The 16,803-nt window shown below is 71.4% G+C and carries 14 protein-coding genes; 4 read left to right on the top strand and 10 right to left on the bottom strand.

All coding sequences use genetic code 11. The features are described from left to right. Positions 1-99: 99 nt before the first annotated feature. The 10 genes from AC3A6R_RS04800 to AC3A6R_RS04845 form a co-directional block, all read right to left on the bottom strand. Positions 100-2,187 carry an acetate--CoA ligase family protein gene (locus AC3A6R_RS04800; RefSeq protein WP_487857901.1) on the bottom strand — a complete coding sequence of 696 codons (2,088 nt, stop codon included), beginning with the start codon at positions 2,185-2,187 and terminating at the stop codon, positions 100-102. Positions 2,188-2,199: 12 nt separating this feature from the next. Further along, a complete protein-coding gene (locus AC3A6R_RS04805; RefSeq protein ID WP_487857902.1) occupies positions 2,200-2,997 on the bottom strand; it encodes an oxepin-CoA hydrolase, alternative type in 798 nt (265 codons plus the stop codon). 2 nt (positions 2,998-2,999) lie between these two features. Then, positions 3,000-4,001, bottom strand: coding sequence for a tripartite tricarboxylate transporter substrate binding protein (locus tag AC3A6R_RS04810; RefSeq protein WP_487857903.1), 1,002 nt, complete (start codon positions 3,999-4,001; stop codon positions 3,000-3,002). 25 nt (positions 4,002-4,026) lie between these two features. After that, a complete protein-coding gene (locus tag AC3A6R_RS04815) occupies positions 4,027-4,905 on the bottom strand; it encodes a MaoC/PaaZ C-terminal domain-containing protein (RefSeq protein WP_487857904.1) in 879 nt (292 codons plus the stop codon). 4 nt (positions 4,906-4,909) lie between these two features. Then, entirely contained in the window at positions 4,910-5,905 is a 996-nt protein-coding gene (locus AC3A6R_RS04820) for a tripartite tricarboxylate transporter substrate binding protein (RefSeq protein ID WP_487857905.1), read from the bottom strand. A gap of 50 nt (positions 5,906-5,955) precedes the next feature. Beyond that, on the bottom strand, positions 5,956-6,324 hold the full coding sequence (locus AC3A6R_RS04825) for a Zn-ribbon domain-containing OB-fold protein (protein WP_487857906.1): 369 nt from the start codon (positions 6,322-6,324) through the stop codon (positions 5,956-5,958). Continuing rightward, complete coding sequence (locus tag AC3A6R_RS04830; RefSeq protein WP_487857907.1) at positions 6,321-7,475, bottom strand: thiolase family protein; 1,155 nt, start codon at positions 7,473-7,475, stop codon at positions 6,321-6,323. The genes AC3A6R_RS04825 and AC3A6R_RS04830 overlap by 4 nt, the downstream gene beginning before the upstream one ends. 5 nt (positions 7,476-7,480) lie before the next feature. Further along, entirely contained in the window at positions 7,481-8,332 is an 852-nt protein-coding gene (locus AC3A6R_RS04835; RefSeq protein ID WP_487857908.1) for an IclR family transcriptional regulator, read from the bottom strand. A gap of 158 nt (positions 8,333-8,490) precedes the next feature. After that, positions 8,491-10,911, bottom strand: coding sequence for a DNA internalization-related competence protein ComEC/Rec2 (locus AC3A6R_RS04840; RefSeq protein ID WP_487863914.1), 2,421 nt, complete (start codon positions 10,909-10,911; stop codon positions 8,491-8,493). Positions 10,912-11,002: 91 nt separating this feature from the next. After that, entirely contained in the window at positions 11,003-11,881 is an 879-nt protein-coding gene (locus tag AC3A6R_RS04845) for a LysR substrate-binding domain-containing protein (protein ID WP_487857910.1), read from the bottom strand. A 169-nt stretch (positions 11,882-12,050) separates the two neighbouring features. On the opposite strand from AC3A6R_RS04845, the gene AC3A6R_RS04850 reads away from it, so the two are divergent. Genes AC3A6R_RS04850 through metC form a run of 4 tightly spaced genes read left to right on the top strand, consistent with a single transcriptional unit; the run spans position 12,051 to position 16,784 of the window. Continuing rightward, positions 12,051-12,641, top strand: coding sequence for a cysteine dioxygenase family protein (locus AC3A6R_RS04850; protein ID WP_487863915.1), 591 nt, complete (start codon positions 12,051-12,053; stop codon positions 12,639-12,641). Next, positions 12,638-14,254: a rhodanese-like domain-containing protein gene (locus tag AC3A6R_RS04855; RefSeq protein ID WP_487857912.1), complete on the top strand. Its 1,617-nt coding sequence runs from the start codon at positions 12,638-12,640 to the stop codon at positions 14,252-14,254. Before AC3A6R_RS04850 ends, AC3A6R_RS04855 begins: the two co-directional genes overlap by 4 nt. Then, positions 14,251-15,588, top strand: coding sequence for a fumarylacetoacetase (gene fahA, locus AC3A6R_RS04860; RefSeq protein WP_487857913.1), 1,338 nt, complete (start codon positions 14,251-14,253; stop codon positions 15,586-15,588). The genes AC3A6R_RS04855 and fahA overlap by 4 nt, the downstream gene beginning before the upstream one ends. After that, positions 15,585-16,784: a cystathionine beta-lyase gene (gene metC, locus AC3A6R_RS04865; protein ID WP_487857914.1), complete on the top strand. Its 1,200-nt coding sequence runs from the start codon at positions 15,585-15,587 to the stop codon at positions 16,782-16,784. Before fahA ends, metC begins: the two co-directional genes overlap by 4 nt. Positions 16,785-16,803 lie beyond the last annotated feature (19 nt).

Below are 16,803 nucleotides of genomic sequence, written 5' to 3' on the forward strand. Positions count from 1 at the left end.
AATCTCCTTGCGCCATAGCTTAGCAAGTTCGAGGCCAGTAGAACCCCTTATCTGCCAGCCGGAGACGGGCCGTTCGGCGATTTACAGATCACATCGCAGTCACCCGGCGGCGCGCTCGACCAGCGCATCGACCACCATCGCGCCCTCGCCCACAGCGCCGACCATGACGGGATTCACGTCGATCGAGGCAATACGCCCCGGTGCGGAGACGATCAGCCGTCCGACCGTCACAGCCACCGCGCAGAGCGCCGCCACGTCGAGCGGCGGCTCGCCGCGCACGCCGCCCAGCAGCGGCGCGATGCGCAGGCCCTTCAAGGCCACCTGCACGGCGGCCGCGTCAAACGGGGGAATCAGCACCGCCACGTCCTGCAGCGCCTCGACGTACTTGCCGCCGTCGCCCACCACCACGACCGGCCCGAAGACCGGGTCGTGCCGCGCGCCCACCATGAATTCGTGCCGTGCCTTGTGCATCGCCGCGACGAGCACGCCCTCCTGCGCCGCGCCCAGCGCCGCGAGCTTCGCCCACTGGGCATCGAACAGCGCCTCGGCCTGCGCGGCACTGTCGACGTGCAGCGCGACCAGCCCGTGCTCGGACTTGTGCGGCAGGTCGGCCGAACAAGCCTTGACCACCGCCGAGCCACCCACGGCGCCCCAGGCGTCGCGCGCCTCGGCGGCGCTGCGGCAGAGCCGATGTGCCACCACCGGAACGCCATGCGCCGCCAGCAAGGCCAGGCTCTGCGCCTCGTTGAGGAAGCGGCCCGTGCCCTCGGGCAGCGAGGGCGGCGGCGCCGGGGGCCACGGCGCATGCGTCTCGCGCATCAGGGCTGTATGCGACGCCAGCTGCGCGAGCACGCCGAGCGCCTCGGTTTCGTTGGCATAGGTCGGAATGCCGCGGGCCTGGAACGGGGCGGCCACCGAAGCCTGCCAGGCCGCGACCACCACCGGCTTGCCGGTCGCGGCCTCGAACTTCGCGGTGTCGGCGGCGAAGGCCTCGACGTCGTAGCCCGCGCCCGCCACCGGGATGTTGATGAAGAAGAGATCGGCGGCCGGGTCCTGGGCCACCGCGGGCAGCACATCGCCGAAGAGGCCGCTGTTCGACAGCAGCGCCGCCGTGATGTCGATCGGGTTCGTCGCGGTAGCGAAACCTGGCAGCCGCGCGGCCACGTCCTTTCGCGTGCCTTCCGACAGCGCGGCCAGCGGCAGGCCGAATTCTTCGGACGCATCGGCGCCCATCACGCAGCTCGCCCCCGAGTTGCTGATGACCACCAGCCGCCGCCCCTCGGGCCGCCAGCCCTTCAGGTAAGCCTCGGCCGCCAGTGCCTGCGCATGCGGATCGCGCACCCGCCAGATGCCGTGGTGGCGAAAGAAGGCATCGACCGCGCGGTCTTCGTTGGCCAGCGAACCCGTGTGCGATGACGCGGCCTTCTGCCCGCTCTCGGAACGCCCCGCCTTCACCGCGATGATCGGCAGGTCGCGCGCGCGTGCGTAGGCGGCCGTGCGCGCCAGCATCTCGGGGTTCGCGATGTTCTCGAGGTACAGCAGCAGCAGCTTCACCTCGGGATCGTGCGCCACGGCCCAGGCCAGGTCGGACACCGTCACGTCGGCCTCGTTGCCCGTGGCATGCACATGGCGCACGCCCAGGCCGCGCCCGCGCAGCAGGCCGTAGGCCATGGCGCTCATGCCGCCGCTCTGGCTCACCACGCCGATGGGCCCGTCGGCCGGCGGCACCTCGATGAACATGGTCGAGAACCCCGCGATGGCGCCGTTGCCGAAGTTCGCCAGGCCTTGCGTGTTGGGCCCGTAGAGCCGCATGCCGGCGGCGCGCGCGCGGTCGGCCATGGCCTTCTGCACCGCGCGGCCCTCCTCGCCCGCTTCGCCGAACCCCGATGCGATGACCACCGCCGACTTCACCCCGCGCGCGGCGCATTCGTCCACCGCGGCCACGGCCTTCTCGCCGCCCACGATCACGAGCGCGAGCTCGGGCGCCTCGGGCAGCGCGGCGAGCGAGGCGTAGCTCTTGAGCCCCTGCACCTCGTCACGCGCCGGATTGATCGGGTAGATCGTGCCGGCGAAGCCGTGCTTCTGCATGTAGTAGATCGGCCGCCCGCCGATCTTGTGGATGTTTTCCGAGGCGCCGATGACGGTGACGGACTTCGGGGCCAGTGCGGATTCGAGCAGGTCGGACATGGACGCTTTCATTCAGGTTTTGGAGGGCCGGCGGGCCGACAGGAAGGCTTCGATGGCGCTGCCGGCCTCGTCGCCATAGAGGTTGTCGACGAAGGCATCGCGCTCGGCGTCGAGTTGTTCGCGCCGGGTGCGCCCGCGTGCGGCATGCACCAGCTGCTTGATGCGCGCCTGCGCATCGAAGGGCCCGTCGGACAGCCGCCCGGCCCAATCGAGCGCCGTCGCCAAGGCTTCGCCCTGCGGCACCACGCGGTTCACCACGCCCCAGGCATGCAGGCGCTGGGCGCTGCAGACGCCGCCGTCGAGCAGCAGCTCGAGTGCGGCCTGCGCCGGCAACGCGCGTGCCAGCGAATCGGAGCCACCGCCGTCGGGCGAGAGCGCCAGCTTCACATAGGACATCACGAACTTCGCGTCCTCGGCCGCCACGATGAGGTCGCAGCCCAGGCACAACGAGAAGCCGCCGCCGGCCGCCGCGCCCTCCACCGCGGCGATCACCGGCTGCGGCGCGTCGTGCATGGCCATCACCCAGTCGTGCAGCGCATCGAGGTGGCCAAGCTGTTCTTCGCGCGGGCGATGGCGCTGCGCGGCCAGCCGCTTGACGTCGCCTCCGCCGCAGAAGTGCCCGCCCTCGCCCGTCAGCACGATGGCGCGCACCGTGCGGTCGGTGGCCGTCTCGCGCAGCAGCGCGGTGGCGGTGCGGTAGAGCGACGGATGCATCGCGTTGCGCGCAGCGGGATGGCTCAGGGTCAGCACCAGCACCGGCCCCTCGCGGTGCGACAGCAGGCGTGCGCCCAGGGATGTTTCGATGCCCATGCTCAATCCACCTGGATGTTGGCGGTGCGCACCACCTGCGTCCACTTCACGATCTCAGTGCGCAGCGTCTTCGCGAAGGCCTCGGGTGTGCTCGGCGCGGCCTCGGCACCGGCCTCGTGCAGCCGCCGGTTGACGACTGGATCGTTCAGCGCACGGGCGATGTCGGCGGCCAGGCGCTGCGCGATGTCTTTCGGCGTGCCCGCGGGTGCCATGAAGGCGGCCCACGAATAGGCCTCGTAGCCCGGCAGGCCCGACTCGGCCACCGTCGGCACATCGGGCAGCAGCGCCGAGCGGCGCGCGCTCGCCACTGCGATGGCGCGCACCTTGCCGCCCCTGACCTGCGGCAGCGCAGTGGGCGCGTCGGCGAACATCAGCTGCACCTGCCCGCCCAGCAAGTCGGCCATGGCGGGCGCGCTGCCCTTGTACGGCACATGCAGCAGCTTCGTGCCGGCCTGGATGTTGAACAGCTCGCCCGCGAGGTGCGTGCCGCCGCCGTTGCCGGCCGAGCCGAAGCTCAGCTTGCCGGGCGACTTGCGGTCGAGCGCGATGAGTTCCGCCACGGTGCGCGCCGGCACCGACGGATGCGCCACCAACACCACCGGAAAGGTCGCGCCGAAGCTCAGCGGCACGAAGTCGCGTTCGATGTCGTACGGCAGTTTGGGCTTCAGGCTCGGCAGCACCGCATGGTGGATGCTGCACACGAAAAGGTTGTAGCCATCGGCGAGCGACTTGGACGCGATGTCCGCGCCCACGATGCCGCCCGCGCCCGCACGGTTGTCGATGATGGCCTGCTGGCCCCAGAGCTCGGAGAGTTTCTGCGCCACAGCGCGCGCCGTGGTGTCGACCGGACCGCCCGCGGGAAACGGCACGATGAAGCGCACCGGCCGGCCTGGGTACGGCTGCTGCGCGAGCGCAGGAAAGGCCAGCGCGGCCGCCGCGACAGCGCCGCCGGTGATGCATGCGCGGCGCGTGACCCGCCGCAGTTCGGACACTTGCTTGGTCATGGATGCCTCCGGTTGGATTCGGTCTTCAGTCGCTGATGCGCGCATGCCCGTGGTCGAGCACGGTGCGGTCGCGCGCGGGCACGCGGGCCCGGAAGTACAGGTCCGCGCCCTCGCGGTACGTCTCGATGCGCAGCGTGTCGCCCGGGACCACCGGTGCCGAGAAGCGCGCGAACAGGCTCTGCAGCCGCGCCGGCGCATTGCCGCAGGCATGCGCGAGCACCGCCTGGCCCGCGATGCCCCAGGTGCACAGCCCGTGCAGGATCGGCCGGTCGAAGCCCGCGGCCCGCGCGGCATCCGGATCGGAATGCAGCGGGTTGCGGTCGGCGCAGAGGCGGTAGAGCAGCGCCTGCTGCGGCAGCGTCGGAATGTCGACCACGGCGTCGGGTATGCGCTGCGGCACGGGCGCGGGCACTTCGGGCGCGGCATCGCCGGGCTGCGCCGCGGTCGCGAAGCCGCCGTTGCCGCGCGCGAAGGTCGTGTGCGTGACGGTGGCGAGCAGGTCGCCGCTCGCGGCATCGGACAGCGTCTTGTCGTAGGTGACCAAGGCGCCGCGCCCCGGCCCCTTGTCGACGACGCGCGTCACGCGGTGGCGCGCCACCACGGTGCCGGCCGCCGGCAGCGGCCGGTGCCACACCACGCGTTCTTCGCCGTGCACGATCTGCGCGAAGTCGATGCCGGTGGCCGGGTCCTGCATCCACGAGCCCGGAAAGCCGAGCACCACCGCCATCGTCGGCAGCGCGAGCGGCATGCCGGGCGCCGTGTCGTTGACGAACTGCAGCTGCGCTGCATCCATCGGGTCGCGGCCCAGGCCCAGTGCGAGCGCGTAGCGCATCGTGTCGTCCGCCGTGTAGCGGTGGACGATGTCGTCGAAGCGCCAGGCCTTCAGTCGAACGGGATCGATCATGACCTCAATCGAGCGTGGCGCCCGAGACCTTCACCACCTGCGCCCACTTGCCGACCTCGGCGTTCATGAAGACGCCGAAGTCCTCGGGCGTGTTCCATGTCGCGGCAAAGCCCTGGGCCTCGAACCTGTCTTTCACGTCGGGCTGCGACAGCGCTTTCTTCAACTCGGCGTTGAGTCGCGCGATCACCTCGCCCGGCGTTCCCGCGGGGGCGAGCAGGCCATTCCATGCGATCGCCTCGTAGCCCGGCAGGCCCGACTCGGCCACCGTCGGCAGCTCGGGCGCCGCGGGCGAACGCTTTGCGCTCGTCACGGCCAGCGCCTTGAGCTTGCCGCCCTTCACCTGCGGCATGGCCGAGAGCATGGTGTCGAACATCAGCTGCGCCTGGTTGCCCATCACGTCGGTGAGCGCCGGCGCACTGCCCTTGTACGGTACGTGCGTCATCTTCACGCCGGCCGTCGCGGCGAACAGCTCGGCCGCGAGGTGCGTCGATTGCCCGTTGCCCGACGACGCGAAGTTGAGCCCGCCGGGCCGGGCCTTGGCGAGCGCGATGAGCTCCGCCACGTTCTTCGCGGGCAGCTCGGGGTTGGCCACGATCACGAGCGGACCGCTGGTGAGCTGCGACACCGGCATCAGATCCTTCGTGAGCTTGTAGCCGAGGTTCTTGAAGAGCGAGGGGTTGATCGCATGCGCGGTGGTGGCCACCACCAGCGTGTAGCCATCGGGTGTGCTGCGCGCCACCAGCTCGGCGCCGGTGTTGCCGCCCGCGCCGGGGCGGTTGTCGATGATGAATTGCTGGCCGGTCTGCTCCGAGAGCTTTTGCGCGACCACGCGCGCCACGATGTCGGTCGGCCCGCCCGGCGGGTACGGCACGACCAGCTTGACCGGTTTGCTCGGATAGCCCTGCGCCTGGGCGGCCAGCGGCATCGCCGCGACGCAGGCGCTGGCTGCCAGCGCACCCGCCAGCCATTGGCGGCGGGCGAAGGATCGGATCGAATGCATGCGGTTGTCTCCTGCTTGTGGTTGTTGGGACGACGGGTGCGCGCTGCGGCTCAGTCGGGCGCGGGCGCGAAGCGCACGAGCACCTGGCCCGCGTGCGTGAAGAAGCCGGCCCGCACCGCGTCGCCGATGCGCACGCCGGGCGCGGCATGCGCCATGAGGCGCGGCCCCTCGTCGAGCGTGGCGAGCACCAGCGTGTAGGGCGCCAGCGCGCGGAAGGCGTCGGAGGGCGCGCGCGAGACGACGGTGACGGCATGCACGGTCGCGCGGCCGCTCGCAGTCCTCCATTCGAGCTGCGTGCCGCCGCAGGCCGCGCAGGCGTAGCGCGCCAACGTCTGCGCGTGGCCGCAGGCGGCGCACGACTGGTAGCGCAGTTGGTGCCGCGCGAGGCCTTCGGTGAAAGGAGCGGCAAGACTGCTCATGACCCACCCCCACGAGAAAGCACCAGGCTCACATGCGACGACATCACGCCGCCGTCCGCATGCACGAACGCGTGGCGGGGGCGCCGCAATTGCCGCTCGCCGGCTTGCCCCGTCATCTGACGGAACACTTCAACGGTGTGGGCCATGCCGCCCGCGACCCCACAGTGGCCGAACGACAGCAGGCCGCCGTGGGTATTGAGCGGCAGCGGTCCGCTGGCGCGGAAATCGCCGTTGCGCACGCGCTCGGCCGCACCGCCGCGCGGCGCGAACCCGATCTCCTCGAGCAGCATCGCCAGCGTGATGGTGAAGGAGTCGTAGATGCCGAGGCAGTCGATGTCGTCCACGCCCAGGCCCGCTTCGCCGAACGCGCGCCCGGCCGCTTCGGCCGCGCCGCACTGCATGACGTCGGCCATCGCGCTCAGGTGCTGGTGCCGGTGCGCCTGGCCCGCGCCCGCAATCGCCACGCCCTCGTCGCCGCGCGCGGCCGACGACACCACCAGCGCCATCGCGCCATCCGAAATGGGGCAGCAGTCCATCAGCTTGAGCGGCGCGGCGATGGGCTTCGATGCCAGCACGTCGGGCACCGACATGGGCGAGCGCAGGTGCGCGCCGGGGTGACCCATGGCGTGCGTGCGCATGAGCACCGCGAGTTCGGCCAGATCGGCTTCGCGCGTGCCGGTCTCGTGCATGTAGCGCGATGCGAGCAGGCCGTAGTAGGCCGGCACCGAGGCGCCGTTGGGCACTTCGAAATCGGCATCGCCCACCTGCGCTAGGGTCTGGATGGCGCTGTCGCGCGACTGGCCGCTGAGCCGGTTCTCGCCGCCCACCACCAGCACGTTGCGGCAGCGGCCGGCGCGCACCAGCTCGCGCGCCAGCATCAGCATCGCCGAGCCACTGGCGCCGCCAAGCTGCAGGCTGTGCGCATAGGCGGGCCGCAGTGCGAAGCGCTCGCAAAAGAGCGTCGACATCATCAGGTGCGGGAGCGTGGTCGCGTAGCCGCAGAGCACGCCGTCGATGTCGGCGCGCCGCAGCCCGGCCGCGTCGAGCGCCTGCTGCGCGGCCTGGGCCATGAGGTCGATGGCGCCCTGGCCTTCGTGGCGGCCGAAGGCGGTGCCGCCGGCACCGACGAGAAAAGCGTTGGGAGAAGTCATGTCGTTCAATGCACCCGCACCCGATGCCCGACGCTGCGCGTGGCGAGCGCGCTCTGCTGCGCTGCGCCGCTCCACAACACTTCGCAGGTGGCGCATTCGCGCTTGAGCGCCTTGGCCAGTTCAGCCTCGCGCGAGGTGATGCGGTCGTTCAGCGCCGCGATGCTGATGGCCGCGACGGGCCGGCCATCGGCCCCGAGGATCGGCGCGGCGATGCCGCCCATGCGCTCGACCACCACGTCGAGCAGCACCGCATGGCCGCGCTCGCGCGCTTCGAGGGCGCGGGCTTCGAGCAGCTTGGGCGTGATGCGCGGATAGCGCTTGAGCTGCGGCGCGATCACCGCGAGCGCGGCCTTTCGCTCGGCCTCGGGCATCCATGCCAGCAGCGCGAGGCTGCCGGCGCCCACGCCGAGCGGCCGGCGGCTGCCCACCGAAAGGTAGTTGGCGCGGATCGGGAAGCGCCCTTCTTCCACGTCGACGCACAGCGACTCGATGCCGCTCGGGATGGACAGGATCACGCTGTCCTCGAAGGTGCCGGTGAGGCGCAGCAGGCTCGGGCGCACCAGCGGGCGCGGGTCGAAGCGCGCGAGGGCCGCGGCGCCGAGCACCAGCAGTTCGGCGCCCAGGCTGTAGCGCTTGGTCTTCGCATCGCGCACCACGAAGCCGTCGCGCATCAGCACCTCGACGAGGCGCAGCACGGTGGTCTTGTCGAGGCCGGTGGCCAGGGCAATGTCGGTCAGGCGTGTGACGCCGGGGTCGGAGAGCGCCCGCAGGATGCGGCAGGCCCGCTCGACCGACGAGGTCGGTTCGGTGGCGCTGTTGGCCAGCACGGATGCAACGGAACGGGGTCGGACGGCCATCGGCTTTTCTCTTTGTTTCGCTTAGCGGAACCGCGATTGCAGCGCCATTGGAGGTCCCGTGCGGGCGCCGGTCAATAAAACCCGAAATAGTTGCTGCCAGCGAAACTTATCAAGGGAAAACCCGCGTGCCCACGAGATGCACGCGCACGCGGAACGCGTCAGGGCACGCGGTGGTGCCAGTAGCGCGCGTGGCGCTCGCGTTCGCAGTCCACCTGGGCGGGCGCCGTGCTGCGCCACAGCGCCGCGCCGCAGCGCGCGCTCTCGAAGAGCGGCACACCCGCGCCGGTATAGCGCGCGACCACCTCGGCGGCGGGGTGCCCGAAGCGGTTGCGGTAGCCCGCCTGCACCAGCGCGATGCGCGGGCGAACGGCCTCGAGCAGTGCTGCGCTCGACGAAGTCTTGCTGCCGTGGTGGGGCACCAGCAGCACGTCGGCGCGCAGTTGCTGCGGCGTGCGTGCCACCAGCGCCGCTTCCTGCAGGCGTTCGATGTCGCCCGCCAGCAGCGCCGCCGCCCGCGCGTTGGTGAGGTGCAGCACGCACGACACCGCATTCGGCTTGGTGGACGAGAGGTAGTCGGCCGGCACCGGATGCAGCACCTCGAAATCCACACCGTCCCAGGTCCAGCGCTGGCCCGCCTCGCAGCGCCGCACCGGCCGCAGCGACTGCAGCGGGTGCCCGGCCTCGATCGAACTCAGCAGCGCGGCCTGGGGCTGCATCGCGAGCACCGCGGCGGCGCCCCCGGTGTGGTCGCTGTCGCGGTGGCTCAACACCAGCATGTCGAGCCGCTCGTCGAAGGCGCGCAGCAGCGGCACCAGCACGCGCTGCCCCGCGTCGCTCCCCAGGCCGTAGCGCGGCCCCGCGTCGAACAGCAGGCTGTGCGTGGCGGTGCGCACCAACACGGCATTGCCCTGGCCGATGTCCGCCGCGAGCAACTCGAACTCGCCTTGCGCCGGTCGCGGCGCCTGCCAGAGCAGCACCGGCAGCAGCAGCGGCACGCCGGCTACGCGCAGCGCCCAGGGAAGCCGCATCGCAAGCAGCACCCCGCCCGCCACGCCGCCGGCGGCCATCCAGGCCGGCGCCGCGGCCACCGAGAACGTGGCCCACGGCAAGCCGGCCAGCCAGGCGAGCAGCGCGCCGAGCACCTGCACCGCCGCGGCGGCAACGCTCCACAGCGGCGGCACCACCGTGCCGAGCATCGCGAGCGGCGTGACCACGAGCGTGACCCACGGGATCGCCACCGCATTCGCGACCAGGCCGACCAACGAGACCTGCTGGAAGAACAGCAGGCCGAGCGGCGCCAGCGCGAGCGTGACCACCCATTGCTCGCGAAGAAAGCCCGCGAGCCGCGCCGCCGGGCCGATCGCTTCGCCGGCCGGCTGCATGAAGCCGGTCGTGAAGAGAATGCCGACCGCCGCGAAGCTGAGCCAGAAGCCGGCCTGCATCAGCGCCCACGGGTCGAGCAGCACCACCACCGCGGCGATCAGCAGCCAGACATGGGGCCACGGCCAGCGCCGCCCCGACAGGCGCAGCAGCGCCGCGGCCGCCAGCATCCAGACCGTGCGCTGCGAGGGCACGCCCCAGCCGCTGAAGAGTGCATAGAGCCCGGCCAGCAGCACGCCGCCGACCAGCGCAGCCTGCGGCGCCGGATGGCGCAGCATCAGCCGCAGGCTGCGGCGCCACAGCGCACCGACCGCGTGCGCGGCGAGCCAGGCGAACATGGTGATGTGCAGCCCCGAGATCGACATCAGGTGCGCCACGCCGGTGGCGCGAAAGATGTCCCAGTCGGCACGATCGATGGCCGCCTGGTCGCCCGTCACGAGCGCCGCGATGACGCCGGCCGGCCGCGCATCGGCCACGCGTTCGAAGACCGCGTCGCGCACCGCCTCGCGGGCCCGCTCGATGGGGTGGCGCCAGGTGGACGCCAGCCGTTGCGGCGCGGTGTCGCGCCCGCCCGTGCGCACGTAGCCGGTGGCCTGGACGCCCTGCTCCCAGAGCCTCAGCTCATGATCGAAGCCATGTGGGTTGAGATGGCCGTGCGGTGCCTTCAGCCGCACCGTGAAGCGCCAACGCTCGCCCGCATGCAGCGCCACCGCGTGGCCCCCGGCGTCGCCGTCGCGGTCGCGGTACCAGCCCAGCGCAATGCGCGCCGGTACGCGCGGCGGCGCCTGCAGGCGCGTGGCGTCCGCATCGCGCCACTGCGCCGATTCCACATCGAGCCGAAACCGCGTGCCCCCCTCGTCGCGGCGCGGCATCTGCGCGACGACGCCGACCACCTCCAGGTCGCGCCCTTCGAGTGCAGGTTCCAGCGCGCCGGCCAGGAAAGCGCAGGCGCGCACGCCCGCGAGCCCCGCGCCGCAGCAGGCGCCCGCGAGCAGCGCTGCCGCGAGCATCGCAGGGCGCCTGGCGCGGAGGGTGCGCGCGGTCAGGGCAGCAACAACCGCGCCCCCCGCGATGCAAAGTGCCAAGTACGCCGGCCAAGGCCAGAGCGCAGCCTGCTGCAACTGCAGCGCACTGCCCAGCACCACTCCGCCCATTGCCGCGAAGGGCCATGCCGCGCGCGCGGCCTGCGTGTGTGCCATGCCTCCCTGCCTTCCCTTGCAGCGCCTCGAGCGGGCGCATTGCGTTGTCTTGTTGCTGTCGTTCTGCGCGGGAGTATGCGCGAACGCGGTGCTACTTCGGCCGCCTGCGCCCCGGCTCGACGAGCCCGAGATTGCCGCCGATCATCTCGAACACGCGCCGCGTCACCGGGCTCACGGCGTTCTTGCGCATGTACAGGAAATAGGGCACGTCGGGCAGCGGCGGCAGCCCCTCGCGCGCACCGAGCACGCGGGTGTACGAATCCACGAACTCGATGCCGCGCGCCGCCACGCCGAGGCCGGCGCGCAGCGCGGCCTTCACGCCCAGCACGTTCGAGGTGGTGTAGCTCGCGGTCCAGGTCAGGCCCACGCCCTGCAGCGCTTCTGCCGCCATGCGATGGAACAGGCTGGGCCCGTCGATCACGATCAGCGGCACCGGCTTGGAGGCATCGTGCTTGTAGCCCGCGGCGCAAAGCCACACGGTCGGATGCATCCGCAGCAGCACCCCTTCGGCCTCGGGCTCGGCCCGGTTGGCAATGATGATGTCGAGCCGCCCCTGCGCCAGAGACTCCATCAGGTACGGACTGCGGGAGATCTCGATATCGATCTGCATGCGCGGCATGGTCTGCGCGATCTGCGCCAGCACGCGCGGCAGCAGCAGGTCGGCCATGTCGTGCGGCGCGCCGATGCGCACGCGCCCCTGCTCGCCCGAATCCGCGAGCCCGCGCAGCGCCTCGTCGTGCACCGCGAGCAATTGCCGCGCATACACCAGGAGCCGCAGCGCATGGCTGCTCATGCGCTTGTTGCGGCCCGCCTTCTCGAACAGCGGAAAGCCGATGCGCAGCTCCAGCCGCTGCATCTGCTGCGTCACCGCCGACTGGGTGAGGTCGAGCCTCGCCGCAGCCGCTGCGAAGGAGCCGCATTCCTCGATGGCCACGAGGGTCCTCAACTGATCCAGGTCCAAAGCTCTCATAGTTCACGGATTCTAATGATTCTTGCACCTCGACTCGATTGATTCTTTCGACCTACACCGGGCAATATCGCCATTGCTGGCAGGGCAAGGATGGCAGACGACCGCGAACGTCGCCGCCTCCACTTGCCAGCAACACATCAGCTTTGCTGACAATTGAAAAGGATTGGCGATGAGCATTTACGACCACACTTCCCGCGCGGTGGCGCACACCCTGGCCAAGGTTCAGGGCCGCCTGGAACTCGGGCTCACGCGTGACGCGCTGGAGCGGGTCAAGCAGGACCTGATGGCGCTGGCCGCGCAGGTTTCGCTGTGGTCGGCCGAGCGTTTCCCGGCGCCTGCCGACGGCGAGCTGCAGGCGCGCTACCTGGTGGGCGAGGACAAGACGCTGGGCCATTCGCTCTACCTGAACGTCATGCGCCCGGGCAAGCGCATCCTGCCGCACAACCACACCACCTGGGCCTGCATCGCCGCGGTCGAGGGCTCGGAGGTCAACCGCCTCTACGAGCGCACCGACGGCGGCCGCGAGGCCGGCCCGGCGACGCTGCGCCCGGCGGGCGAAGTCATCGTCGCGCCAGGCAACGGCATCGCACTGATGCCCGACGACATCCATTCGGTCGAGATCCCGCCCGGCCAGGAAATCCGCCACCTGCACATGTACGGGCGCCCGCTCGAATCGCTGTCCGAACGGCTGGCCTACGACATGGAGCGCGGCACCTGCGCGCGCATGACGATGGGCGTGAAGACCACGGTGAACGCATGACCGCAGCCGTGCTCCAGAAGACGCCGCCACCGTCGATCGGCGCGCAGACCCTCAAGCGCTGGCTGCACGACGGCCAGGAACTGGCGCTGTTCGACGTGCGCGAGCGCGGCCCCTTCGCCGAATCGCATCCGCTGTTCGCAATACCGCTGCCCTACAGCCGCCTCGAACTCGATGCGCCGCGCCTCGCGCCGCGGCGCGCGGTCCGCACGGTCGTCTGCGACGCGGACGGCAAGGGCGCCGCGGTGCATGCGGCGCGCCGCCTCGAGGCGCTCGGCTACCGCGACGTCTACCTGCTCGAAGGCGGCACCGCGGCATGGGCCGCGGCGGGCTACGGCCTGTTCGCCGGCGTGAACGTGCCCTCCAAGACATTCGGAGAGCTCGCGGAGCTGGCCTACGGCACGCCGCACATCAGCGCCACCGAGCTGGCGCGCCGCGTCGCTGCGGGCGAGCCGCTGACGATCCTCGACGGCCGCCCGATGACCGAGTTCCGCAAGATGAGCATCCCGGGAGGAACCTGCTGCCCGAACGGCGAACTGCCCTACCGCGTGACCAGCCTGGTGCCCAATCCGCGCACCACGGTGGTCATCAACTGCGCCGGGCGCACGCGCAGCATCATCGGCGCGCAGACGCTGATCAACCTCGGCCTGCCGAACCCCGTGCTGGCGCTCGAGAACGGCACCCAGGGCTGGGCGCTGAACGACCTCGCGCTCGACCACGGGCGCGACAACGGCTATCCGCCCGGCTCGGGCAGCACCGCGCTGCGCGAGGCCGCGGCGCAACTGGCCGCGGCGCATGGCGCGCGGGCGGTGACGACGGCCACGGTGCTCGAATGGGCCCGCGACGGGGCGCGCACGCTCTACCTGTGCGACGTGCGTTCGCCCGAGGAATTCGCGGCCGGCAGCCTGCCGGGGGCGCAGCACACGCCCGGCGGGCAGCTGATCCAGTCGACCGACGAGTACATCGGCGTGCGCAATGCGCGGCTGGTGCTGTTCGACGACGACGGCGTGCGCGCACCCACCGTCGCGAGCTGGCTGCGCCAGCTGGGCCACGATGCGCATGTGCTCGACGGCGGGCTGCGCAGCGGACTGGCGCTCGAGACCGCGCGGGCGGCTGTCCTGCCGCCCGCGCCGCCCGAGGTCGAACCATCGGAAGTGGCCGAGGCACTGCGCAACGGCACCGTGCGCGTGGTCGACCTGCGTTCCAGCGCACTCTTTCGCCAGTCGCGCATCCCCGGTGCCGCCTGGTCGATACGGCCGCGCATGCGGGCACTCGCAGACGCATCCGACGACCGCCCGATCGTGCTCGTGGCCGAGCATCCGTCGATCGCCGCGCTCGCCGCCTCCGAACTCGAGCCCACCGCCCAGCGCGTTTCGCTGCTGCGCGGCGGCTTCGAAGCCTGGGCCGCGGCGGGCCTGCCCGTCGACACCACGCCGATCGCGGCCTCGCAGGACGAGCACATCGACTTCGTGTTCTTCGTGCATGACCGCCACGACGGCAACAAGGAAGCCGCGCGCCGCTACCTGGCCTGGGAAATCGGGCTGGTCGCGCAGCTCGACGACGAGGAACGTGCCATGTTCCGCCTGCCTGGCGACGGCGGCCATCTCGCCTCATGACCCTCGATACGACCCATGATCCCGACGCGACGTCGTGGATCGGATCGGCCAATGCGCCGCGTTGCGACTTCCCCATTCAGAACCTGCCGTTCGCCTGCTTCGCGCCCGATGCCGGCGCCCCCGCGCGCGGCGGCATCGCGGTCGGCGACCAGATCGTCGACCTGGTGGCGCTGCATGCGAGCGGCCTGCTCGAAGGCGGTGCGCAGGACGCGGCCGCGGCCTGCTGCGCCCCGGTGCTGAACGACTTCATGGCGCTCGGCGCGCCCGCATGGCGTGCGCTGCGCCGCGCGGTGTTCGCGCTGCTCTCGACCGACGCCAGCGAAACCGAACGCATCGGGGTCAGCGCCTGCCTGCTGCCGCAGGCGCAGGCCTACTACCGCCTGCCGGCGCGCATCGGCGACTACACCGACTTCTACACCTCGGTGCACCACGCCTACAACGCGGGCCTGCTGGTGCGCCCGAACGATCCGCTCGCGCCGAACTTCCGCTGGCTGCCGGTGGCCTATCACGGCCGCGCCTCGAGCGTGTGCGTCGGCGTGCTCGGCGAAGGCGTGCGCCGGCCGCATGGGCAGCGCATGGCGCCCGGTGCCACGGCGCCCGAATTCGGGCCGAGCACGCGCCTCGACTACGAACTTGAGCTCGGCGCCTACATCGGCCCGGGCAACGCGCTCGGCGAACCCATCGCCGTGGGCGACGCGGAGGAGCAACTCTTCGGGCTGTGCCTGCTCAACGACTGGTCTGCGCGGGACATCCAGTTCTGGGAAATGGCACCGCTCGGTCCCTTTCTCGGCAAGAACTTCTGCACCACGGTGTCACCGTGGATCGTGACGATGGAGGCGCTGCGGCCGTTTCGCCGGCCCTGGCAGCGCGCAGCGGACGAACCGCAGCCGCTGCCGCACCTCGCGCATCCGCGCGTGGCCGCGGCCGGTGCGCTCGACATCCAGCTCAGCGTGGGCATCGAGACCGAGGCGCATCGCCGCGTCGGCGCACGCGCGGTGCAGGTATCGCGCACCAGTTTCGTCCACCAGTACTGGACGCTGGCCCAGATGGTGGCGCACCACACGAGCGGCGGCTGCAACCTCGCACCGGGCGACCTGATCGGCACCGGCACCATCTCCGGCCCCACGCCCGAAGAGGCCGGCTGCCTGCTCGAAATGACGCGCAGCGGGCGCGAGCCGCTGCTTCTGCCGGTGGCGGGCGAAGCGCCCCAGGAGCGCGCCTTTCTGGCCGACGGCGACGCGGTCGAACTGCACGGCTGGTGCGAGCAGCCCGGCGCGCGGCGCATCGGCTTTGGCTGCAACCGGGCCGTCGTGCGGCCGGCGAGGACCGCATGAAGAACACATCCCCTTCCGCGCCGGGCGCCACCCGGCTGGTGCATGGCGGCAAGCATCCGCACTTCGAGGGTGGCCAGCCGGTCAACCCGCCGGTGGTGCGCGCGAGCACCGTGCTGTTCGACAGCACCGCCCAGCAGCTCGACCTGCGCGCGCGGCGCGACCACGAGCGCAATTTCATCTACGGCGCGCGCGGCAATCCCACCAACTTCGCACTCGAGGACCTGGTCACCGAACTCGAGGGCGGCCATCGCACGCGCCTGCTCCCCACCGGCCTCGCCGCGATCGGCATGGTGCTGCTCGCCTACCTGAAGCCGGGCGATCACCTGCTGATGAGCGAGGGCGTCTACGAGCCCGCGCAACACCTGGTGCGCAGCCACCTCATGCCGCACGGCATCGCCTGCGACTTCTTTCCGGCCGACGGCCGCGACCTCGCGGAGCGCCTGCGGCCCAACACGCGCATGGTCTACGCCGAATGCCCCGGTTCACTGCTCTACGAGATGTGCGACCTGCCCGCGATGGCCGCGCTGGCGCACGAAGCCGGCGCGCTGCTGGTGGCCGACAACACCTGGGGCTCGGGCATGCAGTACCGCCCGCTGGCACTGGGCGCCGACGTTTCGGTGATGGCCGCGACCAAGTACCTGGGCGGCCATTCCGACGTGGTGATGGGCACCGCCTGCGCCACCGAGGCGGCCTGGGCGCCGCTGAACGCCACCTGCGACACCTTCGGCATGACGGTGAGCCCCGACGACGCCTACCTCGTGCTGCGCGGCGTGCGCACGATGGGCGTGCGGCTCGCCCGCCACGAGCGCCAGGCCTTCGAGGTCGCGCGCTGGCTGCAGCGCCGCCGCGAAGTGGTGCGCGTGTTCCATCCCGCCCTGCCCGAGGACCCTGGCCATGCGCTGTGGCAGCGCGACTGCCGCGGCAGCAACGGGCTGCTGTCGTTCGAGCTCGACCCCGCCTGGGACGCCGCCACCGCGCGGCGCTGGGTGGATGCACTGGCGCTGTTCGGCATCGGCGCCTCGTGGGGCGGCTACGAAAGCATGGTGGGCCTGTACGACATGGCCCGCACGCGCGGCGAATCGAACTGGGCCGGCTGCGGCCTCGTGATTCGCCTGCACATCGGGCTCGAAGACGTGCAAGACCTGCTGGCCGACCTGGCCAACGCGTTCGAGCTCGTCCAACGCACCAACAACTAACCAACTACCAAGGAGGCAA

This window comes from Variovorax sp. Soil_C_19, from assembly GCF_057657255.1.